Raw genomic sequence first — 26,518 nt, 5'->3', positions numbered from 1 at the left:
GGGCTGAAAGCAACTAAACGACCCTACGGTGTGCCTTGCTTCCGTTCTCCACGCTCAGGGTGAACAGCCGGATAGCCAGGCATCTGTACCTAAGAACCGGCTCCTCCCGCAGGAGTTGCACGGGCTTCATTGAGCAAACGCTCTAGCCCTGAAATTAATTTTTTTTCAACCAGCGCGAAAGGCTTTTTTTCCTTGCCCGTGTAGATAATTGCCAAGCGGCCGAGGCAATGCCCCCCCTCGGCTTCCAGGAGCCGATATTTGTTGAGGCGGTAGGCTTCGCGCATCAGGCGCTTAAGGTAATTGCGGTCCACGGCACGCTTAAAGCTGCGCTTGCTAACGCTTACCAGCACCTGGGGCGGCTCGGCGGTAGGCACCTCCGTAGGCAGCCACACGAGCCGCAGGGGGTATAAACCAAAAGAAGAACCCCGGCCGAAAAGCTCTTCGATAAGCTTTTTACGGCACAGATGTTCTTCTTTCGGAAACGAAAAGGAGCGCACGCCGGGTGTAGAATTCATCGGCCCCGAGAGTGGCTGCACAGAAGCCGGCAGCGGCTTAGCGCTTATGACGGCCTTCGTCGGATACGGTCAGGCGCTTGCGGCCTTTGGCACGACGACGGGCGATTACGCTGCGGCCGTTAGCGGTTTCCATGCGCGAGCGGAAACCGTGCTTGTTGCGGCGCTTGCGCTGCGAGGGCTGAAAAGTACGTTTCATGGTATGGTTAAGTGACTCAGTGACAGGTAAGGCCGGCAAAGGTAACGGTATGAATTGGAAAAGGCAATGCCCCGGGCGGGTTTTTCGCCCCTGATTCTCTGCCTTTCGTCGGAAATGTGGCGACCCGATATCGGTTATTTTCTGGTGAGGGCCGTATGAAACCCGGCGGCATCCGCCCCGCAAATTCGTAGCTTTACGTCCAGGTATTCCGGCCTTTGCCGCCGCCCCGCGCTTCCATGATTCACTACCACGTCTCGTTCGAGAACCCGCTGACTTTCTACGTTCAGATTCAGATGACCTTTGACGTAGCCGCCGCAGCTACCGAGGCCCTGGAGCTACAGCTGCCAGCCTGGCGCCCGGGCCGCTACGAGCTGCAGAATTTTGCGCAGAAGTTACAGCACGTAGTGATAGAGGACGCCGCCTCAGGCGAGGCGCTGGCCGCGCGCAAAATCACGAAGGACCGGTGGCAGGTGACGGGCGCGGCCGGCCGCACGGTGCGGGTACGCTACAACTTCTACGCTCACCAGATGGACGCGGGCGGCTCCTGGCTCGACGAAAGCCAGCTCTATCTGAATCCGGTGCAGGGCTTTATGTACGTGGAGGGGCGCCAGCAGGAAACCTGCCAGCTGCTGCTGGAGCTGCCGGAAGGCTGGCAGATTGCCTGCGGCCTACCCCAGAGCGGCCCTAATACCCTGCAGGCCCAGAGCTTCGACCACCTGGCCGACTCGCCGCTGATTGCCAGCCCTACCCTGCAGTACCGCAACTATGAAGTAGGCGGCCTGCCGTTTTACATCTGGATTCAGGGTGAGTGCCCCGTGGACTGGACCCGACTGGTGGAGGATTTCCGGGCGTTCAGCCAGGAGCAGCTAGCCTTATTCGGCTCCTTTCCGGCTCAGGATTACCACTTCCTGAACCAGATTCTGCCCTACAAGCACTACCACGGGGTAGAGCACCTCAACTCCACCGTCATTACGCTGGGGCCGGCCGAGCTGCTCATGACCGAAGGCCTGTACAAAGAGCTGCTGGGCGTGAGCTGCCACGAGCTGTTCCATGCCTGGAACATCAAGAGCATCCGGCCCGCCGAAATGCAGCCCTACGACTACGCCCGCGAAAACTACTTCCGCACCTGCTTTATTGCCGAGGGCATTACCACTTATTACGGTGAGTACCTGCTGGCCCGGGCCGGCGTTCGGAGCGCGGAGCAGTATTTCCAGGAGTTGAATACCGTACTGCGCAAGCACTACGACGATTACGGCCGCTACCACCTCTCCGTGGCTGATGCCAGCATGGACCTGTGGCTGGATGGCTACAAGCCCGGCATTCCGGACCGCAAGGTTTCAGTGTACCACAAAGGGGCTTTGGTGGCGCTGCTGCTCGACCTTACGCTTCGGCAGCTTTCGGGGCACAAGCGCAGCCTTGATGATGTGATGCGCCGTTTGTGGGAAGAGTTTGGCAAAACCGGGGTGGGCTACACCGAGGAAGACTACCTGCGCATCGTGAACGAAACCGCCGGGCGCGACATGCAGGCCTACTTTGATAAGTTTATCTACGGCACCGCTCCGCTGGAAGAACCCCTAAACCGGGTGCTGGGCTTTGTGGGCTGCCGACTCCGGATAGACGAAAACCTGTCTGTTTCGGAGGGTACGTATGGCTTCCGGACGGTAGTGAAAAACGAGCGCACCGAAGTAACCGACATTCTGCCCGACTCGCCAGCGGCCCTGAGCCTAACCGTGGACGACGAGATAGTAGCCGTGAATGGCCGCCGGGTTGCCATGAATCTGCAGAGCCTGCTCAGCGACGGAGCCGACCACCATGAGCTGACGGTGTTCCGCCAGAACCGGCTGGTTACTGTGGCGCTGCTGGCTGATCCGGCCCACCGTTTCTGGCAAAAGATTACGGTGGAGAAGCTGGCTGCCTCTACCCCAGAGCAGCAAACCAGCTTCCGGCAGTGGATGAAGCAGGATTTTTAGCTTGCCTACTCGCAAGGCATTTTGCCTGCCACTGCCCGGCGGCAACGGCTCCGGCTTCTTTTTTTCCGCCTACCCCCTTCATGGCCGGTCATCCGCCAGATTCGCTTAGTAACGCTCCGTTTTTATCCGCCCCGACTAAAAATTCTGCGTATTTTCTGCTGCGCCGAACTTTCTGTCGGCATTTCTCTTTTCGCTCCCTGTCCACCAGACGTCGCGCATCTCGAATCAACTCTACCCCTATCATGTTTCGGTTTCGAACCGTGGCGGCCGTACTGCCGCTGGCCGTAGCTTTGCCGGCATGCTCGCTGCGGATGCAGCCGGCCGAAAAGCCCCGGCCGGGTGTTGCAGTATATCCGGTGCCGGCTCCCAAGCCACCGCGCATCTACCGCCTGGAACACCTCGATACGCTGGTGCAGGTACCAGGCCGAGTCCTACGGATTTATCCGGCGGCTCGCCCGGTGTATGAGCGGTTACCCAGCCCGGAATGGGTAGCCAGCAAGCCCGCCTCCGCGGCCGAAGAAGAATCCTTCCTGGATTTTGCTGCCCAGGAAAAGCGGCGCTTAGCCCAGGCTGGCCCCCGCGTAGTGCGCACCGGCCGCACCCTACGCCTACGCCCCACCGCTGGCCCCGAGGTGCGCCTTACCAACAACCCCGTGGAAGATGAGCGCAACATTGCGTACGAGTACTTGGCCAACTTACCTGAAATAAAGCAATGGCTGGTTTCGGTGCACCTCTACGAGGGTGGATATTACTTATTGGTTGATCAGCGCACCGGCCACCGTACCCAGCTCATGGCTCCGCCCGTTATTGCCCCCGATGGGCAGCATTTCGTGTGCGGCAATTCCGATGTGCTGGCTCGCTTCGAGCCCAGCGGTCTGCAGCTCTGGACCATGGATGGCGGCAAACCCCATTTGCTGTGGGAAAGGCAAACGGAATGGGGCTGTACCCAGCCCCGCTGGCTTGACAACAAGACTATTTTGTTTGAGCAGGATTTCTTTGATAAAGGCGACGTGGACACCCGGGTAGTGCGCCTGAAAGTAGTGCCCTGATCAACTAGGGCCAGGCAGCTACCCATAACAGCAACATAAAAGCCCCGCCTGCAGCAGCAAGCGGGGCTTTTATGTTTACCTGGTGGCAGGCAACTGCCTACTTCTGATTTTGCTGGCTGGGGTTAGGGTTGCTACGGGGCTTGTTGGTGCGCGCCGACCGTACCTCGTTGAAATTACCGCCCGGCGTGTTGTTTTTGATTTGGTTGCCGCTCTCGGTAATCATGTTCTGGTTCAGATTCTGGGTCTGGTTGCCGCCGCTATTGGAGTGGTTGCGGGTTTCGGGGTCCACGGGGGCCGCATTGGGCTGCAGGGCGTCGGGGCCCTGGGCGGTATCCTGTTTCTTATCGGCGGGCTTATTGGCTTGATCTTTCATGGCGGTGGGGCTTAAGTGAAAAAATCTACCCTGTTGTACCCCTTCGCTTTCCGCAAGGTTACCAAAAATAAACAGCCCTCCGCGGCCGGGGGTCCGGCGGCGGAGGGCTGTTCCATGAAAAAGCAGGCAACGCTACACGTTTTGCACGGCCGTAGCGGGAATTACCGCTACCAAGTCGGCGAACTGCTGCTCGCGGGCTTCAATTTCTTCCTGGGTCAGGTTCAGCAAACGCTCCGTACCAAACTTCTCCACGCAGAACGAAGCCATAGCCGACCCGTGAATTACAGCGCGCTTCATGTTGTCGAAGCTAATGTCGTCGGTGGCGGCCAGGTGGCCGATGAAGCCGCCCGCGAAGGTGTCGCCGGCTCCGGTAGGGTCAAATACTTCTTCCAGCGGCAGGGCCGGCGCGTAGAACACTTTGTTTTTGTGGAACAGCAGGGCGCCATGCTCACCTTTCTTGATGATGAGGTATTTCGGCCCCATCGCCATAATGATTTTGGCGGCCTTCACCAGGGAGTGCACTCCCGACAGCTGGCGCGCTTCTTCGTCGTTGATGCTGAGCACGTCCACCATTTCAATGGTCGTTTTCAGCTCATCCAGGGCCACATCCATCCAGAAGTTCATCGTGTCCATCACAATTAGCTTGGGCCGGTTCACGAGGCGCTGAATCACAAGGCGCTGAATCTGGGGCGTGAGGTTGCCCAGCATCAGGTACTTGCAATCCTGGTACGAGTCGGGGATGATGGGGTCGAAATCGGCCAGCACGTTGAGCTCCGTTACCAGCGTTTCGCGCGAGTTCAGGTCGTTGGAGTACTTACCCGACCAGAAGAACGACTTCTCTCCCTGCTTGATCTGCAGGCCCTCGGTATCGACGCCGTGCTCCTGCAGCGACAGGATATCGGACTGCGGAAAATCGTCGCCGACTACCGCTACTACCTTCACGGGTTTCACGGAGTAGGAGGCCGACAGGCCGATGTAAGTAGCGGCGCCGCCTACAATTTTGTCGGTTTTGCCGAAGGGCGTTTCCAGGGCATCGAAGGCCACTGTGCCGATAACAACCAGACTCATAGATCAGAGGGGGAAAAGTGGTTCATGTTCTACTATTACTGCCCCGCAACACAGCAGTATTATAAATCCTTCCGGACCAGCCGAAAAAAGAATAAAAACGGACCGGCAGGGGCAAAGAAAAAGGCCTCATACGTTACGTCTGAGGCCTTTTCGGGGTGGGTAAGTAATGGGGCTCGAACCCACGACCTTCGGAATCACAATCCGACGCTCTAACCAGCTGAGCTATACCTACCGTGTTGGGTATTGGAGCCACAAAAGTAGCGGCCAGCCGGTTATTTGCAAATATTTGTCCGAGTTTTTTTCTAGTCACGAGCCTAACTAACTGGCAGGCTGAAGGCAAGACCCAAGACCCAACCCCTGCGGCTGCTACCCCATGCTGAGGCCCAAGCCCTGGCCGGGCACCGCGCACTGCCCGTATTCCGCGTACCTTTGTGGTTTACAATACGCTTTACCCATGTCTGAGACGCCCCAGCCGCTGTCCTTCGCCGATTTCAAGCTCAATAAGCAACTCCTGATGGCCGTGGAGGAAGCTGGCTTCGAGCAGCCTACCCCCGTGCAGGAGCAGACAATTCCGCTGCTGCTGGCCGGCCACGACGTGCTGGGCATTGCCCAGACCGGGACAGGTAAAACCGCTGCCTTCGGCCTACCCCTGCTCATGAAGGTAAAGTACGCCCAAGGCATTCATCCGCGGGCGCTGGTGCTGGCCCCCACCCGGGAGCTGGCCATGCAGCTGGAGGCCCACCTCAAGAAGCTGGCAACCTACACCGACCTGCGCATTTTCGCTATTTATGGCGGTTTGGGACCCAAAACGCAGATTGAAACCATTGCCAAGGGCGTAGATATTCTGATTGCTACCCCCGGCCGCCTCATGGAGCTGTACCTGAAGGGCGACCTGGTGCTGAAGGAGCTGAAGACGCTGGTGCTGGATGAGGCCGACAAGATGATGGACATGGGCTTCATGCCCCAGATCCGGCGCATCCTGGAGGTGATTCCGCGTAAGCGCCAGAACGTGCTGTTTTCGGCCACCATGCCCGAGAAAGTAACCACCCTGAGCGAGGAATTCCTGGAGTTTCCGGTGCGGGTAGAAGTTACGCCGGCCGCTACCTCAGCCCAGAACGTAAGCCAGAGCCTGTACGAAGTGCCGAACCTGGTCACCAAAATCAACCTACTGGAATACCTGTTCCTGGACTGGGACACCTTCCACCGGGTCATGATTTTCACCCGCACCAAGGAGCACGCCGAAAACGTAGCCAGCTTTCTGCAGCGCAAGGCCCACGGTGAGGTGCGGGCTATTCACGGCAACAAAGGCCAGAACGTGCGCATCAACGCCATGGAAGCCTTCAAGGCCGGGGACGTGCGGTTTCTGGTAGCTACTGACGTAGCGGCCCGCGGTATTGATGTGCCCCAGGTTTCGCACGTTATCAACTTCGATGTGCCGCTGGTGTACGACGACTACGTGCACCGCATTGGCCGTACGGGCCGGGCTCAGCACACCGGCGCGGCCATCACCTTCGCCAATGAAGCCGAAATGCACCACATGCACCGCATCGAGGAGCTAATCCGGCAGCAGATTCCGGTGCTGCCCATTCCGCCGGAGGTGGAAATTGCCAAGACCAGCTTCGATGAGCAGCAGAGCATGGACCGCGAGAAAGACGAGCGCCGTAAACGCGAGGACCCCACCTTCCAGGGCGCTTTCCACGAGCGCAAAGAGTGGATCAAGCCGGGTGTAACCATCGACAAGCGTACCGGCCGCGAGTTTGTGGCCGGGCCCAACCGCAGCCAGAAAGGCAAAAAAGTCAACCCTTCCAAAGGCAAGTCTTCGTCGCCCGCCGCCAAAGCTGCCAAGGCCGCCAAAGGCCGCGCCGAGCACCGGCGGAAGCGGTAAACTGTCCTGGCGAGGAGGCCTACCCTTCCTCTGCATGCGAGAAGCCTGATGAATTGACAAGCCCTTGACGTATGGTAGCGTCAAGGGCTTGTCACGCTTCAAGGGGGTAGGATGTTGGTCAGGACGGATGGCTTCGGTGCCCTCGCCATGACACGAAACTTATTTACTCGCTACCGATAGTGGTCGAAGATGGGGAGATGGCTGAATTTGACGGCCAGCAGCGTGAAGGTGATGCCCCATAAAGCCGCGCTCCAGAGCATGTGCAGCATAATCCGCCAGCGGGGCACGTGCAACTGAGTGGCAATAACGGTTCCGCCCACTGGGCTAAACAGGATGGGCGTGAGGAAGGCAATGCCCACCATGCCGAAGCGCCGATAGATACTGACCACGGTCCGGCTGCGGCGGCTGAACAAGGGCTTGCCCTTCTCCTCGCGCTTGCGCCGCTGGTGCAGCGCCCAGCTCCGGCCCAAGCCCGAAATCAGGATAACCGTGGTCATCATGCCCGCCACCGACAAGCCCCAGATCAGCACTACCGGCAAGCCGGCTGCTACCCCGGCAATGGGCGCCGCCACAAACTTAAACATGCCAATGGCAAAAACGGAGGCGTATTTGAGCAGGGCAGGTAACACAGTTGAAAGCAGGTAGGCGAGAAAGAAATGTGCCAGCGGGCACCTGTGAAGATAACAGGTTTACACCACCGGGAGGTTTTCGGAGCGTTATGGATTCGCTATCAAAAGTTGCGTCCGCCTCTACAGCTTGCTGCCGTACGACAGGTCGCCGGCGTCGCCGAGGCCAGGGATGATATAGGCCTGCTCGTTGAGACCCTGGTCGATGGCGGCTACCCAGAGAGTTGCCTCGGGTATTTCGCGGGTCACGCACTCCACGCCCTGCGGCGAGGCAATAACGGCGGCAATGTGCACCTGCCGGGGTGTGCCGAAGCGCAGCATAGCCCGGTACGTTTGCACCAACGACTTGCCGGAAGCCAGCATGGGGTCAGCCAGAATCAGGACCCGCTCATCGAGGCTGGGGGCCGAAAGGTAATCGACCTGTACCTGCACCTGGGCCGTGCCCTCGATGCGGTAGGCGGCCGCAAAGGCCGAGGGCGACTGGTCGAAGTAGTTGAGAAAGCCCTGGTGGAATGGCAGGCCAGCCCGCAGCACGGTAGCCAGCACCGGAAAATCGTGGAGGAGCTTGCCACTGGACTCGCCGAGCGGAGTCCGGACGGTCTGGTCGGTGTAGCTGAGGTGGGAGCTGATGCGGTAGGCAATGATTTCGCCGAGGCGCTGCAGGTTACGGCGGAAGCGCAGGGAATCCTGCTGCACGGTCACGTCGCGCAATTCGGCCAGGAAGTGGTTGGCAACGGAAGGCTCGGCGCACACCTCATGCACGCGGCTGCGGTCAGGGGCGGGGGTAGCGGCCGAGGCAGCAGAGGCGGAAGAATCGGTGGAAGGGGGCGTCAGCGCATCCATTTCAGATACCAGGGGCGTTGGGTGAACGATAGGGCCGCGTAGGGTACGGGCTCGGCCCCGAAATTGGCGAAAAAACGGGCAATTGACGGTATCATGCCGCCTTCAAAATCCAGAATCAGCCCGGGCGTACCCGCGTGGCGCTGAATTATATCATCGAGCAAGACCACCGGAGCCCCTGCCTTTTTTCCTTCCAAGGAAGCCGCCGCAAACAAATAAATCAGCCGCGTCCGGTAACGCACAAACAACGCTCCGGCCAGCAGCTCCCCCGTTTCGGGCTGGCGCACTTCCAGAATTTCCAGCAGTTGATGCTCCCGCAGAGCTTCTATCAACCGGCGCAGCTTGGCGTAATGCCGCCGCTGCAAGCCGGCTTCCGGGCCTTTGGTTTCCTGAAACAGCCGCAGCAACGGCTCAGCGGTGTTGGCTTTGCGGGCTGCCAGGGGAGTAGAGGCTGCTTCATTGAGGCGCAGACGGCGGCGGCAGTCGGGAGCGTAAGCGGCCAGGAGTTGCTTGTAGGGCTTAGCTAAGGACAGGTGGTAGGTCTGGCGCTGGCTGACAACGATGCCCGGGTTTAGCTCTGGCGTGGAGGGGGCGAGTTCTGCGCTGTTTCCGTCGTTGAGTTGGGTATAGAAACGAGGGTAGCGCGGCAGCAGCTCCAAGGTTTCCGGTAGCGGCAGCACTGCTGCGCTGCGCTCATCCTGCGTCAGCAGGCCCAATTGCTGGGTGAAGGGTGGCTGATACACTTCCCTACCCCAGGGGCGCCACTTTACCGGCAGCGGCCACACGGCTAGGTAGCGGCCGGTGGCTTCTTCTACCTCCACCAGCGCGTCCCAGCGGCCGGCGGTGGCCTGCAGCCACCACGAGCACGCATAAGGCACCACCTGCCGGGCCGAATGAACGCAGGCATCCCAGGCAGCAAGGTCGATTTCGGAGTAACGGAGCAGACGCGGGGGCATGGGGCAAAGGTACTGCGGCGTAACTTGCGACGTTATACCGCGGGCTACCCCGTCCAATGCTGTGCAAACTCCGTAGGTTTGCCCACCCGAGCGCCTGCCTTGGCGTAAACGGCTCTGCTTATGAGAAAATCCTACCTTCTACCTCTGGCTTTTACCAGCCTGCTGGCTACCTCGGCGGCGGCCCAGGACACCCCTACCCGCCCTACCGACGGCAAAGGCACTTGGCTTGATTATTCGGGGGCGCCCAAGCCCTACCGGCCCGCCGCCTGGAACCTGGACGCCGATGAACCAGCTAAATCCACGATGGGCTCTACCTACGTGCCCCTGGACGCCGACGTGTACCGGCTGATTGACCGCTATGCCATTCTGCACGGCTCCGACTCGTTGGTGCGCCTGCATACTGGTATCCGGCCTTATACCCGCGCCGATGTAGCCCGCCTGGCCGAGCGTATGCTGCAAGATTCGACCGCTGGATTTTCGCGCCAGGATCGTTTTAATATTCGCTACCTGCTGCGCGACAACTGGCACGACGCCCGCCTGGATTCGGCTACGAATCTGCGTGAACAGCCCATTCTGAAGCACTTTTACGAGCGTCGCTCCGACCTCTACAGCATCGAAACGCCCGACTTCTCGCTGCGCGTGAACCCGGTGCTGGCCCTGAGCCTGGGCAACTCCGATGGCTCCAAAAGCTACAGCTTTCTGAATACGCGCGGTGTGCAGGTAGAAGGTACTATTGACAAGCGCCTGGGCTTTTATACCTTTCTGGCCGACAACCAGATGGCCGTGCCGCTCTACGTGCAGGAGCGCATTGCCCGCGACAGTGCCGTGGCCCACGAAGGGTTCTGGAAACCGTTCAAGAACACGCCCGGCCAGTACGATTTTCTGTCGGCGCGCGGCTACCTCTCCTACGCGGCCGGCAAGCACGTCAGCCTGCAGCTGGGCCACGACCGGAACCAGATTGGCAACGGCTACCGCAGCCTGATTCTGTCGGATTACGCGGCGCCCTACCTTTTCCTGAAGATTAATACCCGCATCTGGAAGTTTCACTACCAGAACCTGTTTGCTCAGTTGGTGGCCGACAACCCGGCCCTCGACCGGGACTACCAGCGCAAGTACCTGGCCTTCCATCACCTGAGCTTCGACATCAGGCCCAACCTGAACGTGGGCGTGTTTGAAAGCGTGACGTACAGCGGCTACCAGACGGTAACGGATTATGTGGACACTGACGGTGACCCCAGAACCGACCCAGTACCACAGAACCGCAGCCGCCGCCGGGGCATAGAACTGCAGTACCTCAACCCCATCATTTTTTACCGGGCCGTGGAGCAAAGCGCGGGCTCAGAGGACAATGCCCTGCTGGGGGCCGATTTCAAGTGGAACATCCGCAACCGCGTACAGCTCTACGGCCAGCTTATTCTGGACGAGTTTGTGCTAAATGAAATCCGGAACGGCAACGGCTGGTGGGCCAACAAGCAGGCCGTGCAGCTGGGCGCCAAATACCTCAACGTGGCCGGCATCCGCAATTTCGACCTGCAGGGCGAGTTCAACTTCATCCGGCCCTTTACCTATCAGCACGAAGACCGTTTCCGGGCCTACCAGCACGCGGCTCAGCCCCTGGCCCACCCCATGGGCGCCAACCTGTGGGAGCTGATTGGCATTGCCAGCTACCAGCCCCTACCCCGCCTGAACGTGGTAGCCAAAGGCTTCCTGGTGAAACAGGGCCTCGACCCGGCCGGGTCTGATCCGGCACTGACCAATTACGGCAACAACGTGCTGCGCTCCTACAACACCCGGCCCACTGAGTACGGCTATAAAGTAGGCGCGGGCCTTGCCTCCTACCTCTTCCACGGCGACCTGACTGGTACCTGGCAGGCCGCCCACAACCTCTGGCTCGATGGCAAGCTGATCTACCGCCGCCGCACCTTCGACGGGCCCGTAGCGCCCAACTTCACCGCCGACGGCGGCGTGCTGGCCTCGGTGGCTCTGCGCTGGAATATTGCCCAGCGCCTGCACGAGTTGTGATTTTTAGGTGAAAAGTGATGAGGTGAAAAGTGAATCGTGACAGGTAAAGGGTGATATAGAGAAGCGCCGAATGAGCCGGGCGGTGATAGGTAGCTCCATTGGTATTCACTACCTGTCACATATTTTTCACCACTTACCCTTTACCTGTCACTTGTCACGATTCACCTCATCACGATTCACTTCATCACTTTTCACCCCATCACCAACAAAATGCGCCACGAATCGGCCACAACGCTGCTGTACCGCCCCGTAAACCAGGCGGAGCTGGATTTGATTGCGGCGTCGGGGTGGCTGGCATTTCCGCCGCGCCTGCCGGAGCAGCCCATTTTCTACCCGGTCCTGAATGAGCAGTACGCGGCCCAGATTGCCCGCGACTGGAACGTGCCTTACTATGGCGTAGGCTACGTGCTGCGCTTCGCGGTGGAGGCCGACTATGCCGACCAGTTTCCAGTGCAGAATGTCGGTGGCCGGGAGCATGAGGAGCTGTGGATACCGGCCGAAGAGCTGGCCGAGTTCAACCGCCACATCATCGGGCAGATTGAAGTGGTAGGCGTGTTTAAGGCCGAGTAATCGGCCAGAGGTCCTACCCCTCTCAGATCCGTAAAGCCCCGCGCCAGACCCGGCGCGGGGCTTTGCTGTTATAGCAGCTTCCAGAATGCCGTACCTTTGCCATTCCGATGAAGACCTACCTCCGCATTCTGCAGTACGCCCGGCCCTGGGCTGATTTTCTGCCCTTGTACTTAGTATGTACCGTGCTGGCCATCGTTTTTGGCCTGGCCAATTTCACACTCATCATTCCCCTGCTGAGCGTATTGTTTGATAAAACCGACGAGGTTAAGCTGCCAACCCACCTCCCGGCTTTTCAGGTTAGCTTTGACTGGGCCCGGGATACATTTTACTATTACTTCGGTGACGTGCTGGCGGCCCGCGGCAAAATGGGCGCGCTGGCTTTTGTCTGTGGCGTAGTAGTGTGTTCCGTGCTGCTTAGCAATATTTTTCGCTACTTAAGCCTACGCCTTCTGGCCAAAGTACGAGCCCGCGTAATCCAAAACCTGCGCCACCATCTCTATACCCGCATTATTCAGTTGCCGCTGGGGTTCTTTGGTGGGGAGCGAAAGGGCGACCTGATGTCGCGCTTTACGGCCGACGTGCAGGAGGTAGAAACGTCCGTGGTAAACACGCTAACGGCCGTTATTCGGGAGCCTCTGAACATCATTGCTTTCTTCGCTTTGCTGTTCTATATCTCGGTTCCGCTTACCCTATTCACCTTGGTGCTGCTGCCTATTTCAGGCGGCATTATTGCCACCGTGGCTAAACGCCTGCGGACCCAAGCCAAGCAAAGTCAGAGTACGCTGGGCTCCATGCTCTCTGTAATTGATGAGACCTTGGGCGGCATCCGGGTTATCAAAGCGTTTAATGCCCAGGACTACATCAAAGGCAAGTTCGAGGACCAGAACGACCAGTACGCCCGCACCTCCCGCGCCATCGACAACACCCGGGACCTGGCCTCCCCGTTTTCAGAGTTTGCCGGCGTTTCGGTGGTAGCAGGCCTACTGTACTTTGGCGGCACTCTCATTCTGGGCGGACAATCCACCCTCACGGGCCAGACATTCATTGGCTACGTGGTGCTGTTTTCGCAGGTGCTCACGCCGGCTAAGGCGCTGTCGTCGTCGTTTGGCAATATTCAGCGCGGACTGGTGGCCGGCGAGCGGGTGCTGAGCATTATTGACACCGAGCCCGTCATTCGGGACAAGCCCGAGGCACGCGCCCTACCCCCTTTCCAGGAGCAAATCGAGCTGCGTAACCTGCAGTTCAGCTACGGCGATACGCCCGTGCTCCAGGACATCAACCTGACGATTCCGAAGGGTAAAACCGTGGCGCTGGTGGGCCCCAGCGGGGGCGGCAAAAGCACCCTGGCCGACCTCCTACCTCGCTTCTACGACCCCACCGGTGGCCAGCTCCTCATCGACGGCCACGATGTGCGCGACTGCACCATTCACTCCGTGCGCGACCAGATGGGCATCGTCACGCAGGAAAGCATTCTGTTCAACGACACTATCTTCAATAACATCCGCTTCAACACCGAGGCCACCGAGCAGGAGGTGATGGAGGCCGCCCGCATTGCCAACGCCCACGACTTTATCGTGGCCTCGCCGGAAGGCTACCAGACAATTATCGGCGACCGGGGCAGCCGGCTTTCCGGGGGGCAGCGGCAGCGCCTGAGCATTGCCCGCGCCATTTTGCGCAACCCGCCCATCCTGATTCTGGACGAAGCTACCTCGGCCCTCGATACGGAAAGCGAGAAGCTGGTGCAGGAAGCCCTCACGCGCCTGATGCAAAACCGCACGTCCCTGGTTATTGCCCACCGCCTGAGCACTGTGCAGCACGCCGATGAAATTGTGGTGCTCCAGCACGGCCGCATTGTGGAGCGCGGCACCCACGAGGAATTGCAGCGCCGCGAAGGTGGCCTTTATCAGCGCCTGAGCCTCATGCAAACCAGCAACGCGGCCCTGGTATAACACCGGCGGTTGTAGAGTAAACCCTGTCATCCTGCGCTGGTCGCGCAGGATGACAGGGTTTTTATCGATTAGCCAGTTGAGCTCCTACCCCCTTCCAGGCCAGAAACTACGCCTGAAAGAACACACGCAAGCAGCCACTCCGGCAAGCTGAACCGCATGCCCTATTTCCATCTTGGAAAGCCTATATTTAGTCCGTGAATTGGGCTGCTCCGTATGAGGGCTAGTTCTGTACTCCACCACAACCTGCTACTGCTCATGCTTGCTCTCAAACGACTGGTTACGATTCTGGTGATGGTATTCCTGCTGCTGGCGCTGCTGGTACTGCTGTTGCCCTCCGTGCGCGCCAGTTTTGTGGGCATGGCTGGTACCCCAGAAGCGTTGTACTTCGGGATGCTGGTAGCGGCCGTGGTGCTGCTAGGTCTGCAGCTTATCACCGAAAACCTGGATAGCGTGCTGCTACGCCGCGAAGTGACGGCCCGCGACGCGAAAATCAACGAGCTGAAAGCCCGCCTATACGACTACCAGATGGAGCAGCGGACCACCGCCGAGCGGGCCCCCGGCGCCCCCCGTACCGGCACCACCACCTACCCCGATGGCGAGCCCCGGTCGGGCTATTCTGCCGCCGACCCCGGCCTGAGCAACGCCCCGCGCCCTACCCCCCTCTCGTCGCCCGATGCTCCGAACCGGCCGCTCTAGTATCTTTGGGGCGTGACTCAACTCCCGCTTTCTGACCTCATTCGGGCCGAGCTGACCGAAGCGCAGTCGGTGCTCGACCGTTTTCTGCAAGACCCCGCCAACCTGCAGGCCATTGAACAGGCAGCCCGCCTGATGGCTGCTTCCCTGGACCAGGGCGGCAAAATTCTGACCTGCGGCAACGGCGGCTCCCTCTGCGACGCCCAGCATTTCGCCGAGGAACTAACCGGCCGCTACCGCCAGGACCGCCGCGCCCTGGCCGCCATTGCCCTCACCGAAGCCTCGCACATGAGCTGCGTGGCCAACGATTTCGGCTACGACCGGGTGTTCAGCCGCTTTGTGGAGGCCCTGGGTCGCCCCAACGATGTACTGCTGGCCATCAGCACCAGCGGCAACTCGCCGAACGTGCTGCTGGCCGCCGAAGCGGCCCGCGCGGCCGGCATGCAGGTAGTAAGCCTGACGGGCAAGGACGGCGGCAAGCTGGCCGGCCTCAGCGACGTGGAAATCCGGGCGCCGCACGCCGGCTACGCCGACCGGATTCAGGAAATCCACATCAAAGCCATTCACATCATGATCATGCTCATTGAGCAGCTAGTGAAGTAACACCCAGCAGCTTCAGAATCAACCGGGGCCTCCGTATTCACCTGTGCCACCTTCCTTGCTCTCAGGGGGGTAGGGCGCAGGCGGAATACGGAGGCCCTGCGGCATTGTATAGGACGCTAGCGGGCGGGGCAGTATCTTCACCAACGTTTTTATTTAGCTTACTCTATTCTATGCTTACCAAAACCTACGGCTCGGCCGTTCAGGGGGTTAACGCGAATACCATCACGATTGAGGTTGTCGTATCGCAGGGCACGGGGTTTTTCGTGGTGGGCCTGCCCGATAATGCCATTAAGGAAAGCCAGCAGCGGGTAGAAGCAGCCCTTAAATTTCGGGGGTACCGTATGCCGCGCACCAAAGTGGTGGTGAACATGGCACCCGCCGATATCCGCAAGGAGGGCTCGGCCTACGACTTGCCCATAGCCCTGGGTATTCTGCACGCCTCCCAGCAGCTCACCACGGAGCGGCTCAATGAGTACATCATCATGGGAGAATTGGCGCTGGATGGCGAGCTGCGGCCGATTCGGGGGGTGCTGCCCATTGCCATTCAGGCCCGTAAGGAGGGCTTCCGAGGGCTGATTCTGCCGCGCGGCAACGCTCAGGAGGCGGCCATCGTGAACAACCTCGACGTAATTCCGGTGGACACCATGCAGGAGGCCGTGGATTTTCTGGAAGGCCGGCTGGAAATTGCGCCCGTAATGGTGGACACGCGCAACGTATTTCAGCACACCGCCAACCAGTACGCCGCCGACTTTGCCGATGTGCAGGGCCAGGAGAACATCAAGCGCGCCCTGGAAATTGCGGCGGCCGGCGGCCACAACGTGATTATGATCGGCCCGCCGGGCGCAGGCAAAACCATGCTGGCCAAGCGCCTGCCCAGCATCCTGCCCCCACTAAACATGCAGGAGGCCCTGGAAACTACCAAAATTCATTCGGTGGCGGGCAAGCTCGGCGCCAATGCTTCCTTGCTGAACACTCGCCCGTTCCGCAGTCCGCACCATACTATTTCGGATGTGGCGCTGGTGGGGGGCGGGGGCAATCCGCAGCCCGGCGAAATCTCCCTGGCCCACAATGGCGTGCTGTTTCTGGATGAGCTGCCGGAGTTTAAGCGCACGGTGCTGGAGGTGATGCGCCAGCCCCTGGAAGAGCGCCGCGTGACCATTTCAAGAGCTAAAGTCAGCATTGATTTCCCGGCCAACTTTATGTTGATAGCCTCGATGAATCCGTGCCCGTGTGGGTATTACAACCATCCGGAAAAAGAGTGCGTGTGCGGGCCGGGGGTAGTGCAGCGTTACCTCAACAAAGTAAGCGGACCCTTGCTGGACCGCATCGACTTACATGTGGAGGTAACGCCCGTTACGTTCGACCAAATGACGGAAATGCGCCGGGCCGAAGACAGTCGCTCGATTCAGGAGCGGGTAGAGCAGGCCCGGCAGCGCCAGGCCGAGCGGTTCCGGGAGTTTCCGGATATCCACTCCAACGCCATGATGCCTTCCCAGATGGTAAAGGATATTTGCCGGGTTGATGCAGCGGGACTGGCCCTGCTCAAAACCGCCATGGAGCGCCTCGGCCTCTCGGCCCGCGCCTACGACCGGATTCTGAAGGTAGCCCGCACCATCGCCGACCTGGCGGGCACCGACGACATCCAGCTCCCGCACCTGGCCGAAGCCATTCAGTACCGCAGCCTCGACCGGGAAGGCTGGGCGGGGTAGCGGGTGAAATGGTGAACATGTGAGATGGTGAGTTTGCCGTTCGGGCGGCGCTGGCAATATACCGGTAGCAGACCCTACCTCCTCGCGTGTTCTAAAGCCCCGGCGGGGTGGCGTATTGGTAGCACATCCTACCCCTTCAAACCATTTGAAACCCCCAGCGGGGCGACACCAATCGTTCAACGATTAGGGGTTGCCCCGCTGGGGGTTTGAGCGTTTCTATACCTGCTGGTTTCTACCGACATGCTGCCCTGCCGGGGCTACCCCTATCTGCGCCGCCCGAACGGCAAACTCACCACTCCACAATTTCGCCATTTCACCACTTTACAACCTCACAATTTCGCCACCTTTGCGGTGCCATGTATAAAGCGCTGCTTAAACCGCTCTTCTTCCGGCTTGATGCGGAAGAGGCCCACCATCTGGTATTCAACAACCTGAAGCGGGCCCACCGCCTGCCCGGAGCCGCCGCCCTGCTGCGCGGACTTTATGATTATCAGCACCCCAGCCTGGCGCGGGAAGTGTTCGGCCTCACTTTCCGCAACCCGGTGGGCATAGCCGCTGGCTTCGATAAGAATGCGGAGCTGACGGATGAGCTGGCGGCCCTGGGTTTTGGCTTCGTGGAAATTGGCACCGTGACGCCCCGCCCCCAGCTTGGCAACCCGCAGCCGCGCCTGTTCCGCCTGCCCCAGGATGAGGCCCTGGTAAACCGCATGGGCTTCAATAACCAAGGCGCCGAAGCCGCCGCCGCCCGCCTGCGCCAACGCCGCAACCGGGAGTTGATTATTGGGGGCAACATCGGCAAAAACAAGGACACCCCCAACGAGCTGGCGGCCCAGGACTACGTGGCCTGCGTGGAGGCCCTGCACGAGGTGGTGGACTATTTTGTGGTGAATGTGTCGTCGCCGAACACCCCGAATCTGCGGCAGCTGCAGGAGCGGGAGCCGCTGATTGCCTTGCTCCAGCAGGTGCAGGAGCGCAACCAGGCCCTGCCCACGCCGCGCCCCCTGCTGTTGAAAATTGCCCCCGACCTGACTGATTCTCAGCTCGACGATATTCTGCTCATTGCCCGGGAAGCCGAGTTAAGCGGACTGGTCGCCACCAACACCACCATCAGCCGCACCGGCCTTACTACCCCCGAGGCGCAGGTAAGTGCCCTGGGAGCGGGCGGCCTGAGCGGGCGCCCCCTGCGCCGGCGGGCCACGGAGGTTATCCGCTACCTCAGCCGCCAGAGCCGGGGCCAGATGCCCATCATGGGGGTAGGCGGCATTCACTCGGCCCAGGATGCGCAGGAAAAACTGGCGGCGGGAGCGGCGCTGGTGCAGCTGTACTCCGGCTTTATTTACGAAGGGCCTTCGTTGGTCAAGCAAATCAACCGGGCACTAGCCGCTTCTTAGCGTGCGTGAAGCGTACCGCGAAACTTAGTTTCGAGACGAGCAGGGTCGAACAAATTTCCACTTATAGTTTCACGCCCACCCGGCACTCAATCACGTCGGCGGCGCCGCGGTGCACTTTCAGGTCCACGTTGCCGAACAGGCGCTCAGTGAAGTGGTACTTCAGGCCTAGTCGCTCGTAGTAGAACTTGTTGGACTTGTAGGGATTGTAGAGGTAGAAACCCAGGTGCGACACAAACGCCAGCCGGCCAAAGAGCAGCTCGTGGCCTATGTACACCCCGGCCTTTCTCACGTCGGGCAGGTTGTCCTGCGCACGGGCGGTATCCCGGAGCTGAGCCCGCAGGCTCCGGTCCAGGAAGCCTTCCAGCCCCGCCACCAGGTTGCTTTTGCGGTTGATGCGCCGCCCGGCGGCCAGCGTTACCGAATTAACGAGGTAGCGGCGGTGGTCGGTTTCGTTGCGCTGCTTCCAGCCCACCGAGGTGCTCAGGTTCAGGAAAGTGCGGCCAACCTCGGCCGGCACTGGCTCGGGCGGCGCATCCAGGGGGCGCAGGGGGCGCTGCTGGTGGTAGTTGAGGCCCAGCAGCAGGGTGGGCAGGTTAATGCCAAAGTTGGGCTTGGTGGTAGCGCCGTTGGAATAGTGGTTCAGCCCTACCCCTACCAGCAGTCCAAGGTGCTGGGTCAGGGCCAGGTCGTACTCCAGCCGGGTCTGGATGGTGGCATTCAGCCGGGAGCTGACAATGGTGTTCTTGTGGTTGCGGAGCTGATCGTAGCGCACGGGGAAGTACCCTACCCCCGTACCAATACGAAAGCTGATTTCCTGCCCCCGGCGGCGCCAGAAAGCCTTATTGATGTAAACGCTGGCGGCGTACGAGCGGCCCAGCACCGGGTTGTGGTAGTCGTAATACACCAGCGCCAGGCCCACTTTGGGGTAGCGGTACCACGCATGCCAGGGCGCCGAGCCGTTGGTCTGGCGCTGTAGGTTTAGCTCGAAGCCGGTGGGGTGCGAAACGGCCAGGTGCTGTACGGCCGGCGTGTGAGCAATAATAAAACTGCCCTGGGCGTACGCGCCTACCACCACGGGAGCAGGCGCTACGGCCGGGGCCTGCCCGTAGCTTAAGGCCGCGCTACTGAGCAGAACAGCTACCAGCAGTCCGTTCCGAATTGTCATAGAAGGCCGATTGCAAAAGGTACCAAAGTACGAAAACCTGCCTGTGTTGCCACGGAAACCAGCCGGGTACAGGGCGCCGGTAAGATGCTTCTACTGTTGATGTTTACTGGAAACGAACAAGTTATCCTTTCTTTATTCTTAAAGAAAAAGCCTGCTCATCCGCAACCTTGTACAGCGAATTTGCGCTAATAGGCCCAGAAATCCACACTGCGCGTGGTAGTTGTGCGTCTGACATTGTGTTGTTGACCGCGTCCCCTAACTCCTTCTCCTCTTTTGTTATGAAAAAACTTGCAGCCCTCTCGCTTGCACTCGTATCAGCCGCTTCTGTTGCTCAGGCGCAGGATGCTGGCGGCTTCCGCATCGGCGTAAAAGTTGGCGGAACGTACTCCAATATCTCCGGCGACAATGTTAGCCAGATCACTGGTGCCAACTACAGCACGGACCTCGGCGACTATAAGCTGGGCTACAATGCCGGCATTGGGCTGAGCATTCCGCTGAGCAGCGACGGGTTCTTCTCCTTCGCGCCGGAACTGCTCTACAACCGCAAAGGCTACGAAATCCAGTCGAAGCAAACGACTGGTCTGGCTACCGGGGTATCGAGTGTAGAAATAGAACAGAAGCGCGTGCTGCACTACCTGGACGTGCCGCTGCTGGCTAAAATCAATGCCGGGGGCCTGTTTTTTGAACTCGGCCCGCAGGTAAGCTACCTGTTCGGCTCGAAGAACAAGCAGCAGACCACCACTAAATACGCCAACGGGCAGAAAGACAAGGTGGATGCCGACAGTGGCTTCCGCGACTACACCGGCGTCAGCCGCGACGATGCATATAAGTCGGACCTGGCTCAGTTTGATATCAGCGGGGTAGCCGGCGTGGGCTACATGACCGATGGCGGCATCAGCCTGGGGCTGCGCTACGCCCGCGGCTTCAACTCCCTGATTGACAGCAAAGACCAGGACAACGAGCCGAAGGCCTTCAACAACGCCTTTACCCTGCAGTTGGGCTACCTGATTCCGACGAAGTAGGCCACCCTACCCAGCTTACCAAAGGCTGCTCCTGATGCGGGGGCAGCCTTTTTTGCTTCTGACCTCACACTACCCCCGCCCCTGGCCCCAAGCCAGGCCCCCTACTTAACTGACCACGAAGGCGTTTGGCAGAAACGCAGCGGAACGTGGAACTTTTTCGGGTTAAAACTAAAAGGCTGGCACACTTTTCGAACGTAGCCCACCCGTGCATCTCTCACTCAACCCTATTTGCACCATGAAAAAGACCGCCTTTCTGGCCGCTGCCTTGCTGGGTGTAGCCGCCGTTTCCTCTTCCTCCTACGCCCAGGGCGTGCGCCTGGGTCTGCGCGCCGGTGCCAACTACTCCAACCTGGCCGGCAACATCCGCAACGAAAACACCTACAATAACAAGTTCGGGTTTCTGGGTGGCGTGATGCTCAACGCCGATATTACCGGCGACGGATTCTTCTCTATTCAGCCCGAAATCCTGTATTCTCAGAAGGGTTTCGAAAACAAGCCCACGGAATATACCAACACGATTCTGGGGGTAGGCTATACGGAAAAGCGCGAGGGCAACGTAAACTACAACTACCTCGATGTGCCCGTGTTGCTGAAGGTAAACGCCGGCGGCCTGATTCTGGAGGCGGGTCCGCAGTATTCTTACCTGCTCAGCGCCAACGATGAAACCCAGATAACCCGCACGCGCCAGCCCAACGGCACGCCCCAGATAACGGAGGTCCAGAACAAGAAGGACGTAAGCGGCTTTAAGCGGAGCGAGCTGGGCTACGTGGCGGGGGTAGGCTACCAGGCCGATAACGGCCTCAGCCTGAACCTGCGCTACACCGGCGCCTTCAGCGACTTCGTGAAGAGCGACAACGGCAGCTATTTCAACGGCGACCTGGCCAACGCCCGCCACTCGGCCTTCCAGCTTTCCGTGGGCTACCTCATTCCTGGCAAGTAAGTACCCTGCCACTACGCCAACTACCCGATCTGCAGCTGCAGATCGGGTAGTTGGCGTAGTGGCAATTCCTCTTTAGTTATTCACCTTAATGTTCTAAGCACACGAAACCTATCCTTCAGTATTGATGCCCCACTTTTACAGGTTACTGCTCTTTGTATCTCTATCTAGTATGTCCGGAACGCCGGCACCAGCGCAAGCACCACGGGTATTACTCGGCCTGAAAGGCGGCGCTCATATTGCCCGTGGTATCGGCGCCGATGCCGCGGAAAGCACTTCCCGCTTCGGGGGGCACGGTGGTGCGCTGGTGCGCCTGCGCGTGTACAAACAGTTTGGCCTACAAGTAGAAGGCCTGTACATGCCCCGCGGCGACAACAGCCAGACCTTGAACTCCAACGCTGCCATTGGCCACCAGCTCGCCTACATCAGCGTTCCAGTGCTGGCTCAGTACCACTACCACGATGTATTCTTTGAAGCTGGTCCGCAGTTCGGGCGGTTACTGGCGGCCAAGCCGGCCAACGTACAGTACCCTGGGGTTACCGACTACCTCTTCCGAAAAAACGATATAGGGTTTTCAGTTGGTTTTGGCTATCAGGATACTACGGGCATCCTGCTGGGCTGGCGCTACACGGGCGGGCTGCAGAACATCTACCGCCGGGTAGACTGGGGTGGCAGCAGCCAAGCTCAGCTTCGCAACAGCAGTATAGAGTTTTACCTGGGGTATTTGTTTGAACCCCAGAAGGTAGTGCGCTTGGGCGTTAGCAGCGCGAAGCTCGTGTTTATCAGAACGCCTGCCTTGTTGTTCAAAGGCGGAAAATTTCTGTTTTACACTGCTCCCGGCAAACTGCTGCGCCGTTCCAGGTCGGAGGAGTAAAGGGGCCTCACGGGCTTGTTTTTACTGATTCCGGCTACTTTTGCCCGGCTTTCACATTTCATCCTCATGAAAAAAATCACCCTTTCCCTGTTGCTGGTCGCTGGTGCGACTGGGCTGGCCCGGGCGCAGTCGGTGCAGGTAGGCATAAAGGCCGGTCCTACGCTGGCTACCATCACCGGCGACGACGCCAACGATGCCAACAAGTACAAGGCCGGCCTCAACGCCGGGGTAGCCCTGCAGTTTGGACTGGCACCCAAGAATTTCATTGCCCTGCAGCCCGAAATCCTGTACTCTATGAAGGGCGCCCGCACCGAAAACGGCGCCGTGGAATCGAAATCGACCCTGCACTACATTGACGTGCCGGTGCTGCTGCGCATTAATGCCGATGGCCCCTTCTTTGAGCTGGGTCCGCAGGTAGGCTTTCTGGTGGGCGTGAAAAACGAGCTAAAAAGCGGCGCCGGCTCGGTTTCGGGCACTGATAAAAGCCTTTACAACACGGTGGATATTGGGGGCGTAGCCGGGGTAGGCTACCAGTTCGGCAGTGGCCCCAGCCTGGGCCTGCGCTACAACATGGGCTTCACTCCCATTTACAAGGACGTACTTGGCAACCGGAACAAGCAGTTTAACTCGGCTTTTCAGCTGCAGCTGGGCTACCGTATTGGGGAATAAGTTGCCGGGGCAAGTAGCTCTTGCGGCTAAGCGCACCGCTATATAAAAAAGGCCTGCCCGGAGCACCGGGCAGGCCTTTGTGCGCAAAACAAACCGTGCAACTACTGCATGCGGGCCGCGTAGTTGCGGTAGAAGTGCGGAATAGTTTCGATGCCTTTCAGGAAGTTGAACACGCCGTAGTGCTCGTTGGGCGAGTGGATGGCGTCAGAGTCCAGCCCGAAGCCGAGCAGCACCGAGTCCAGGCCCAGCTCCGTCTTGAACATGGCCACGATGGGAATGGAGCCGCCGCCGCGCGTTGGGATGGGGCGCTTGCCGAAGGTGGTTTCCATGGCATCGGCCGCGGCCTGGTAAGCCACCGAGTCGGTAGGCGTTACGACCGGTTCGCCGCCGTGATGGGGCTTCACGACTACCGTTACGCCGGCGGGCGCAATGCTCTCGAAGTGCTTCTGGAAGATTTCCGTGATTTCCTGGGAGGTCTGGTGGGGCACCAGGCGCATCGAGATTTTAGCGTAGGCCTTGGAGGCAATAACCGTTTTGGCGCCCTCGCCGGTGTAGCCACCCCAGATGCCGTTCACGTCCAGGGTCGGCCGGATGCCGATGCGCTCCACGGTGGTGTAGCCTTCCTCGCCGTAGGTAGCGGGCAGGCCGATGCTTTGCTTGAACTCCTCATCGGAGTGGGGCACGCGGTTCAGCTCGGCGCGCTCCTCAGGGCTCAGCACCGCTACCTTGTCGTAGAAGGCCGGGATGGTGATGTGGTTGTTCTCGTCGTGCAGGCTGGCAATCATCTTGCAGAGCACATTGATGGGGTTGGCCACGGCCCCACCGTAGAGGCCGGAGTGCAGGTCGCGGTTGGGGCCGGTTACTTCCACCTCGTGGTAGCTCAGGCCGCGCAGACCTACCTCAATGCTGGGCTGGTCGTTGCTGAGGATGCCGGTGTCGGAAATCAGAATAACATCGGCCTTGAGCTTCTCGCGGTTGTTGCGCACGAAGATGCTCAGGTTGTTGGAGCCGATTTCTTCCTCGCCCTCAATCATCACCTTCACGTTGCAGGGCACGCCGCCTTCCTGGTTCATCACTTCCAGAGCCTTTACGTGCATGTACACTTGGCCTTTGTCGTCGCAGGCGCCGCGGGCGTAAATCTTGCCGTCCTTGATAACGGGCTCGAACGGACCCGAATCCCAGAGCTCGTAGGGGTCGGCGGGCTGCACGTCGTAGTGGCCGTACACGAGCACCGTGGGCAGGCTGGGGTCAATGATTTTCTCGCCGTACACGATGGGGTTGCCGGCCGTGGGGCACAGCTCCACGTTCTGCAGACCCACTTCCTCGAAGCGGGTTTTCAGGTACTCGGCGGCGCGCAGCACGTCGCCATGAAACTTGGGGTCGGCGGATACGGAAGGGATGCGGAGCCAGTCAATCAGCTCACTCAGGAAACGCTCTTGGTTCTGCTCGAGGTAGGAAGCCATGCGGCGGTGGGGTTGGTTGGAAATGCGGGGGTAAAGGTAGGAAAGGGTATGGTAGTGGGTAGCTTACTTCTTTGGCAGATATTCGTGTACAATTTCCCAGGCTCGGTCTAAGCTGATTCCTTCTCGCTGCGCTACTGCAAGTGGGTGGTCGGTGGGTTCCAATTCAATCCAAGGGCGTAATCCGTTACCCTGAAAATGTGCCTTGGTCTTCAAACTTAGCGTAGGAGCAAAAATCTGTATTTCGGTACAGAGCCACCCGAAAAAGGGCCCTATATCGTTAGCATCAGGATGTTTCTGGTAGCAGCGAAAGTGGTCTTCCGACTGACTGACCCAAACTCCAAAACCAAAGGTTTGCTCCTGGCCGTGAACAGGAATCTCCAGTACTCCTCTTACAAAGAACTCTTGCTCGTCTATTACGCACGTATCTTTCGTGAGCCTCACCCGCTGTTCCCGCTCTTGCTCAGGAATCGTGTACATTGGCCAAGGAGCTGCTGAACCGATATCTGGTAAGCCCTGATGCGTTTCGCCACAACAGGCGCATTGATAGCTCATAAGGGAGTGGTTTAGTTGATGATAGTAGAGCTACATTGAGCCACTGCTCACTTGCCGTGCGTGACTCTCATAATTCGCCCATCCATTTTATTTATCTCGATATAAGGAACTCCGCCATCCATTCCATCTGGCAATGATCCTTCAACAACCCAGATAGCACCTTTTGACACTGCCTTAAAGGGTCTTTTTTCATAGATTCTCTTACCATAAATCGGCAGCCAAACAGCCTCTGCTATCTTAATAGCAGTAGTAGCGTCCGGAACGTATGGCCCCTGCACCGAATGAGTTCGAGAGCGTACTTGCTGGGTCTGGGCTTCTGCTGACACTGCATTGCACAACATCAGCATCATAACACTGCTAACAAGGAAGGCTGTTATTTTCATAACCTAAGTAATACTACTTTTAATATCTATTTCTTATCCCACGGCATGGGCACGCGGCTTTCTGTGCCGGCGCGGAGGCGGCCGATGTTGGCGCGGTGGGTGTACACGAGCAGGGCGGCCAGCACGAAGCCAAACCAGAGCAGCAACGAGTTATCGGGGCGGAACTGGGGTAGCAGCTGCAGCAGGGCAAACACGATGCCGGCCGTCATGGAGGACAGGGACACGTAGCGCGAAATCAGCAGCACCGTGATAAATACCAGAATGCACACACCCACCGTGGCGGGGGCAATGGCCAGCATCATGCCCAGCACGGTGGCTACCCCCTTGCCGCCCCGGAACCCTGCCCAGATAGGGTAAATGTGCCCTACCACCGCCAGCACCCCGCAAGCCAGCTGGTAGTACAGCAACTGTTCGGGTAGGATGGCGCCCTGGTTGAGCATGAGCGAGGCCAGGGAGGTAGCAGCCCAGCCCTTGAGCACATCCACGGCCATCACGAAGGAGCCGGGCTTCTTGCCCAGCACCCGAAAGGTGTTGGTGGCTCCGGAGTTGCCCGAACCATGCTCCCGGATATCCAGCCCGAAAAACAGGCGACCTACCCACAACGCCGTCGGGATGGAGCCAATGAGGTAAGCGGCCACCAGCAGGCCGAGCACTAAGGGGAGGTTCATAAGGAAGGGTGGGGTAGCAGTTCGTCGATACAGGCAAAGATATCAGCGGTGAGTTAGTGATTGAGTGAATAAGTGAAGTGTTGTCATGGCGAGGACGCAGGACGAAGCCATCCTTCCCTTCCTCCGTGACAAGCTCTATCACGTGACAAGCCCTTGACGACTGTGTTAGCGTCAAGGGCTTGTCACATTTTAAGGGGGTAACACGCTGGTCAGGACGGATGGCTTCGTCGTGCCTCCTCGCCATGACACCTACCGCCTACTCGTCGCCGAAGGGGTCGTTGGCGTCCTTCTTCTTTTTCTTCTTGGATTCCTTTTTCGGCTCTTCGGCGGGGGCAGTGTCAGCGGGAGGGGTGGCTTCTACGGCTTCCTC

At 59.2% G+C, this 26,518-nt stretch carries 26 protein-coding genes and 1 tRNA gene; 14 read left to right on the top strand and 13 right to left on the bottom strand.

The window, feature by feature from the left end; all coding sequences use genetic code 11:
• Nucleotides 1–89: 89 nt before the first annotated feature.
• Nucleotides 90–515, bottom strand: coding sequence for a ribonuclease P protein component (locus tag GGU46_RS15695; protein ID WP_183404525.1), 426 nt, complete (start codon nt 513–515; stop codon nt 90–92).
• A gap of 37 nt (nt 516–552) precedes the next feature.
• On the bottom strand, nt 553–711 hold the full coding sequence (rpmH, locus tag GGU46_RS15690; protein WP_045689549.1) for a 50S ribosomal protein L34: 159 nt from the start codon (nt 709–711) through the stop codon (nt 553–555).
• 236 nt (nt 712–947) lie between these two features.
• Between rpmH and GGU46_RS15685 the strand changes: the two genes are divergently transcribed.
• Together GGU46_RS15685 and GGU46_RS15680 are read left to right on the top strand one after the other, a co-directional pair.
• The gene (locus tag GGU46_RS15685) at nt 948–2,681 is read left to right on the top strand and encodes a M61 family metallopeptidase (RefSeq protein ID WP_183404506.1); all 1,734 of its coding nucleotides are present in this window, start codon (nt 948–950) and stop codon (nt 2,679–2,681) included.
• Nucleotides 2,682–2,923: 242 nt separating this feature from the next.
• Nucleotides 2,924–3,730 (top strand): hypothetical protein, encoded by an 807-nt coding sequence (locus tag GGU46_RS15680; RefSeq protein ID WP_183404505.1) that lies wholly within the window; start codon nt 2,924–2,926, stop codon nt 3,728–3,730.
• A 97-nt stretch (nt 3,731–3,827) separates the two neighbouring features.
• Here GGU46_RS15680 and GGU46_RS15675 read toward each other — a convergent pair whose 3' ends face one another.
• The 3 genes from GGU46_RS15675 to GGU46_RS15665 form a co-directional block, all read right to left on the bottom strand.
• Nucleotides 3,828–4,103, bottom strand: coding sequence for a hypothetical protein (locus GGU46_RS15675; protein ID WP_183404504.1), 276 nt, complete (start codon nt 4,101–4,103; stop codon nt 3,828–3,830).
• A 132-nt stretch (nt 4,104–4,235) separates the two neighbouring features.
• Nucleotides 4,236–5,171 carry a PfkB family carbohydrate kinase gene (locus tag GGU46_RS15670; protein WP_139924657.1) on the bottom strand — a complete coding sequence of 312 codons (936 nt, stop codon included), beginning with the start codon at nt 5,169–5,171 and terminating at the stop codon, nt 4,236–4,238.
• 158 nt (nt 5,172–5,329) lie between these two features.
• Nucleotides 5,330–5,403 (bottom strand) — tRNA-His (locus GGU46_RS15665).
• A 222-nt stretch (nt 5,404–5,625) separates the two neighbouring features.
• Here GGU46_RS15665 and GGU46_RS15660 point away from each other — a divergent pair.
• The gene (locus GGU46_RS15660) at nt 5,626–7,056 is read left to right on the top strand and encodes a DEAD/DEAH box helicase (protein WP_183404503.1); all 1,431 of its coding nucleotides are present in this window, start codon (nt 5,626–5,628) and stop codon (nt 7,054–7,056) included.
• 170 nt (nt 7,057–7,226) lie between these two features.
• On the opposite strand, the gene GGU46_RS15655 is transcribed toward GGU46_RS15660, so the two are convergent.
• The 3 genes from GGU46_RS15655 to GGU46_RS15645 all read right to left on the bottom strand — a co-directional run bounded on the left by GGU46_RS15655 (nt 7,227) and on the right by GGU46_RS15645 (nt 9,478).
• A complete protein-coding gene (locus GGU46_RS15655) occupies nt 7,227–7,685 on the bottom strand; it encodes a hypothetical protein (protein ID WP_183404502.1) in 459 nt (152 codons plus the stop codon).
• A gap of 120 nt (nt 7,686–7,805) precedes the next feature.
• On the bottom strand, nt 7,806–8,525 hold the full coding sequence (gene upp, locus GGU46_RS15650; protein ID WP_183404501.1) for a uracil phosphoribosyltransferase: 720 nt from the start codon (nt 8,523–8,525) through the stop codon (nt 7,806–7,808).
• Complete coding sequence (locus GGU46_RS15645; protein ID WP_183404500.1) at nt 8,513–9,478, bottom strand: GNAT family N-acetyltransferase; 966 nt, start codon at nt 9,476–9,478, stop codon at nt 8,513–8,515. The genes upp and GGU46_RS15645 overlap by 13 nt, the downstream gene beginning before the upstream one ends.
• 120 nt (nt 9,479–9,598) lie before the next feature.
• Here GGU46_RS15645 and GGU46_RS15640 point away from each other — a divergent pair, with 120 nt between their 5' ends.
• From GGU46_RS15640 to GGU46_RS15610, 7 genes are all read left to right on the top strand, one after another.
• The gene (locus GGU46_RS15640) at nt 9,599–11,500 is read left to right on the top strand and encodes a hypothetical protein (protein WP_183404499.1); all 1,902 of its coding nucleotides are present in this window, start codon (nt 9,599–9,601) and stop codon (nt 11,498–11,500) included.
• A 210-nt stretch (nt 11,501–11,710) separates the two neighbouring features.
• On the top strand, nt 11,711–12,070 hold the full coding sequence (locus GGU46_RS15635; protein WP_183404498.1) for an ADP-ribosylation/crystallin J1: 360 nt from the start codon (nt 11,711–11,713) through the stop codon (nt 12,068–12,070).
• A 107-nt stretch (nt 12,071–12,177) separates the two neighbouring features.
• The gene (locus GGU46_RS15630; RefSeq protein ID WP_183404497.1) at nt 12,178–14,019 is read left to right on the top strand and encodes an ABC transporter ATP-binding protein; all 1,842 of its coding nucleotides are present in this window, start codon (nt 12,178–12,180) and stop codon (nt 14,017–14,019) included.
• 255 nt (nt 14,020–14,274) lie between these two features.
• The gene (locus GGU46_RS15625; RefSeq protein ID WP_183404496.1) at nt 14,275–14,715 is read left to right on the top strand and encodes a hypothetical protein; all 441 of its coding nucleotides are present in this window, start codon (nt 14,275–14,277) and stop codon (nt 14,713–14,715) included.
• 12 nt (nt 14,716–14,727) lie between these two features.
• Nucleotides 14,728–15,315 (top strand): D-sedoheptulose 7-phosphate isomerase, encoded by a 588-nt coding sequence (lpcA, locus tag GGU46_RS15620; RefSeq protein ID WP_183404495.1) that lies wholly within the window; start codon nt 14,728–14,730, stop codon nt 15,313–15,315.
• Between the two features lie 170 nt (nt 15,316–15,485).
• Nucleotides 15,486–17,024, top strand: a complete 1,539-nt coding sequence (locus tag GGU46_RS15615; protein WP_183404494.1) for a YifB family Mg chelatase-like AAA ATPase — start codon at nt 15,486–15,488, stop codon at nt 17,022–17,024.
• A gap of 356 nt (nt 17,025–17,380) precedes the next feature.
• On the top strand, nt 17,381–18,415 hold the full coding sequence (locus tag GGU46_RS15610) for a quinone-dependent dihydroorotate dehydrogenase (RefSeq protein WP_183404493.1): 1,035 nt from the start codon (nt 17,381–17,383) through the stop codon (nt 18,413–18,415).
• A 61-nt stretch (nt 18,416–18,476) separates the two neighbouring features.
• On the opposite strand, the gene GGU46_RS15605 is transcribed toward GGU46_RS15610, so the two are convergent.
• On the bottom strand, nt 18,477–19,580 hold the full coding sequence (locus GGU46_RS15605; protein ID WP_183404492.1) for an acyloxyacyl hydrolase: 1,104 nt from the start codon (nt 19,578–19,580) through the stop codon (nt 18,477–18,479).
• A 278-nt stretch (nt 19,581–19,858) separates the two neighbouring features.
• Between GGU46_RS15605 and GGU46_RS15600 the strand changes: the two genes are divergently transcribed.
• From GGU46_RS15600 to GGU46_RS15585, 4 genes are all read left to right on the top strand, one after another.
• Nucleotides 19,859–20,602, top strand: a complete 744-nt coding sequence (locus tag GGU46_RS15600) for a porin family protein (RefSeq protein ID WP_183404491.1) — start codon at nt 19,859–19,861, stop codon at nt 20,600–20,602.
• 235 nt (nt 20,603–20,837) lie between these two features.
• On the top strand, nt 20,838–21,542 hold the full coding sequence (locus tag GGU46_RS15595; RefSeq protein ID WP_183404490.1) for a porin family protein: 705 nt from the start codon (nt 20,838–20,840) through the stop codon (nt 21,540–21,542).
• 169 nt (nt 21,543–21,711) lie between these two features.
• Nucleotides 21,712–22,413, top strand: coding sequence for a porin family protein (locus GGU46_RS15590; protein WP_183404489.1), 702 nt, complete (start codon nt 21,712–21,714; stop codon nt 22,411–22,413).
• Nucleotides 22,414–22,479: 66 nt separating this feature from the next.
• Nucleotides 22,480–23,082: a porin family protein gene (locus GGU46_RS15585; RefSeq protein ID WP_183404488.1), complete on the top strand. Its 603-nt coding sequence runs from the start codon at nt 22,480–22,482 to the stop codon at nt 23,080–23,082.
• Nucleotides 23,083–23,183: 101 nt separating this feature from the next.
• On the opposite strand, the gene GGU46_RS15580 is transcribed toward GGU46_RS15585, so the two are convergent.
• The 4 genes from GGU46_RS15580 to plsY form a co-directional block, all read right to left on the bottom strand.
• Entirely contained in the window at nt 23,184–24,545 is a 1,362-nt protein-coding gene (locus GGU46_RS15580; protein WP_183404487.1) for a dipeptidase, read from the bottom strand.
• A 63-nt stretch (nt 24,546–24,608) separates the two neighbouring features.
• Nucleotides 24,609–25,097 carry a DUF2199 domain-containing protein gene (locus GGU46_RS15575; RefSeq protein ID WP_183404486.1) on the bottom strand — a complete coding sequence of 163 codons (489 nt, stop codon included), beginning with the start codon at nt 25,095–25,097 and terminating at the stop codon, nt 24,609–24,611.
• A 47-nt stretch (nt 25,098–25,144) separates the two neighbouring features.
• On the bottom strand, nt 25,145–25,480 hold the full coding sequence (locus GGU46_RS15570; RefSeq protein ID WP_183404485.1) for a YbbC/YhhH family protein: 336 nt from the start codon (nt 25,478–25,480) through the stop codon (nt 25,145–25,147).
• Between the two features lie 26 nt (nt 25,481–25,506).
• On the bottom strand, nt 25,507–26,148 hold the full coding sequence (gene plsY / locus GGU46_RS15565; protein ID WP_183404484.1) for a glycerol-3-phosphate 1-O-acyltransferase PlsY: 642 nt from the start codon (nt 26,146–26,148) through the stop codon (nt 25,507–25,509).
• Between the last annotated feature and the right edge of the window lie 370 nt (nt 26,149–26,518).

It is taken from the genome of Hymenobacter latericoloratus, from assembly GCF_014199535.1.
Lineage (GTDB): Bacteria > Bacteroidota > Bacteroidia > Cytophagales > Hymenobacteraceae > Hymenobacter > Hymenobacter latericoloratus.
Note: the sequence above shows the minus strand (reverse complement) of the source record. Positions and strands in the feature narration are given on the sequence as shown.

What these genes read in the sequence shown, in the direction of transcription:
- GGU46_RS15695 (WP_183404525.1), bottom strand. Translation starts at nt 515, where the DNA reads ATGAATTCTACACCCGGCGTGCGCTCCTTTTCGTTTCCGAAAGAAGAA.
- rpmH (WP_045689549.1), bottom strand. Translation starts at nt 711, where the DNA reads ATGAAACGTACTTTTCAGCCCTCGCAGCGCAAGCGCCGCAACAAGCAC.
- GGU46_RS15685 (WP_183404506.1), top strand. Translation starts at nt 948, where the DNA reads ATGATTCACTACCACGTCTCGTTCGAGAACCCGCTGACTTTCTACGTT.
- GGU46_RS15680 (WP_183404505.1), top strand. Translation starts at nt 2,924, where the DNA reads ATGTTTCGGTTTCGAACCGTGGCGGCCGTACTGCCGCTGGCCGTAGCT.
- GGU46_RS15675 (WP_183404504.1), bottom strand. Translation starts at nt 4,103, where the DNA reads ATGAAAGATCAAGCCAATAAGCCCGCCGATAAGAAACAGGATACCGCC.
- GGU46_RS15670 (WP_139924657.1), bottom strand. Translation starts at nt 5,171, where the DNA reads ATGAGTCTGGTTGTTATCGGCACAGTGGCCTTCGATGCCCTGGAAACG.
- GGU46_RS15660 (WP_183404503.1), top strand. Translation starts at nt 5,626, where the DNA reads ATGTCTGAGACGCCCCAGCCGCTGTCCTTCGCCGATTTCAAGCTCAAT.
- upp (WP_183404501.1), bottom strand. Translation starts at nt 8,525, where the DNA reads ATGGATGCGCTGACGCCCCCTTCCACCGATTCTTCCGCCTCTGCTGCC.
- GGU46_RS15645 (WP_183404500.1), bottom strand. Translation starts at nt 9,478, where the DNA reads ATGCCCCCGCGTCTGCTCCGTTACTCCGAAATCGACCTTGCTGCCTGG.
- GGU46_RS15640 (WP_183404499.1), top strand. Translation starts at nt 9,599, where the DNA reads ATGAGAAAATCCTACCTTCTACCTCTGGCTTTTACCAGCCTGCTGGCT.
- GGU46_RS15635 (WP_183404498.1), top strand. Translation starts at nt 11,711, where the DNA reads ATGCGCCACGAATCGGCCACAACGCTGCTGTACCGCCCCGTAAACCAG.
- GGU46_RS15630 (WP_183404497.1), top strand. Translation starts at nt 12,178, where the DNA reads ATGAAGACCTACCTCCGCATTCTGCAGTACGCCCGGCCCTGGGCTGAT.
- GGU46_RS15625 (WP_183404496.1), top strand. Translation starts at nt 14,275, where the DNA reads ATGCTTGCTCTCAAACGACTGGTTACGATTCTGGTGATGGTATTCCTG.
- GGU46_RS15615 (WP_183404494.1), top strand. Translation starts at nt 15,486, where the DNA reads ATGCTTACCAAAACCTACGGCTCGGCCGTTCAGGGGGTTAACGCGAAT.
- GGU46_RS15610 (WP_183404493.1), top strand. Translation starts at nt 17,381, where the DNA reads ATGTATAAAGCGCTGCTTAAACCGCTCTTCTTCCGGCTTGATGCGGAA.
- GGU46_RS15605 (WP_183404492.1), bottom strand. Translation starts at nt 19,580, where the DNA reads ATGACAATTCGGAACGGACTGCTGGTAGCTGTTCTGCTCAGTAGCGCG.
- GGU46_RS15600 (WP_183404491.1), top strand. Translation starts at nt 19,859, where the DNA reads ATGAAAAAACTTGCAGCCCTCTCGCTTGCACTCGTATCAGCCGCTTCT.
- GGU46_RS15595 (WP_183404490.1), top strand. Translation starts at nt 20,838, where the DNA reads ATGAAAAAGACCGCCTTTCTGGCCGCTGCCTTGCTGGGTGTAGCCGCC.
- GGU46_RS15590 (WP_183404489.1), top strand. Translation starts at nt 21,712, where the DNA reads ATGTCCGGAACGCCGGCACCAGCGCAAGCACCACGGGTATTACTCGGC.
- GGU46_RS15585 (WP_183404488.1), top strand. Translation starts at nt 22,480, where the DNA reads ATGAAAAAAATCACCCTTTCCCTGTTGCTGGTCGCTGGTGCGACTGGG.
- GGU46_RS15580 (WP_183404487.1), bottom strand. Translation starts at nt 24,545, where the DNA reads ATGGCTTCCTACCTCGAGCAGAACCAAGAGCGTTTCCTGAGTGAGCTG.
- GGU46_RS15575 (WP_183404486.1), bottom strand. Translation starts at nt 25,097, where the DNA reads ATGAGCTATCAATGCGCCTGTTGTGGCGAAACGCATCAGGGCTTACCA.
- GGU46_RS15570 (WP_183404485.1), bottom strand. Translation starts at nt 25,480, where the DNA reads ATGAAAATAACAGCCTTCCTTGTTAGCAGTGTTATGATGCTGATGTTG.
- plsY (WP_183404484.1), bottom strand. Translation starts at nt 26,148, where the DNA reads ATGAACCTCCCCTTAGTGCTCGGCCTGCTGGTGGCCGCTTACCTCATT.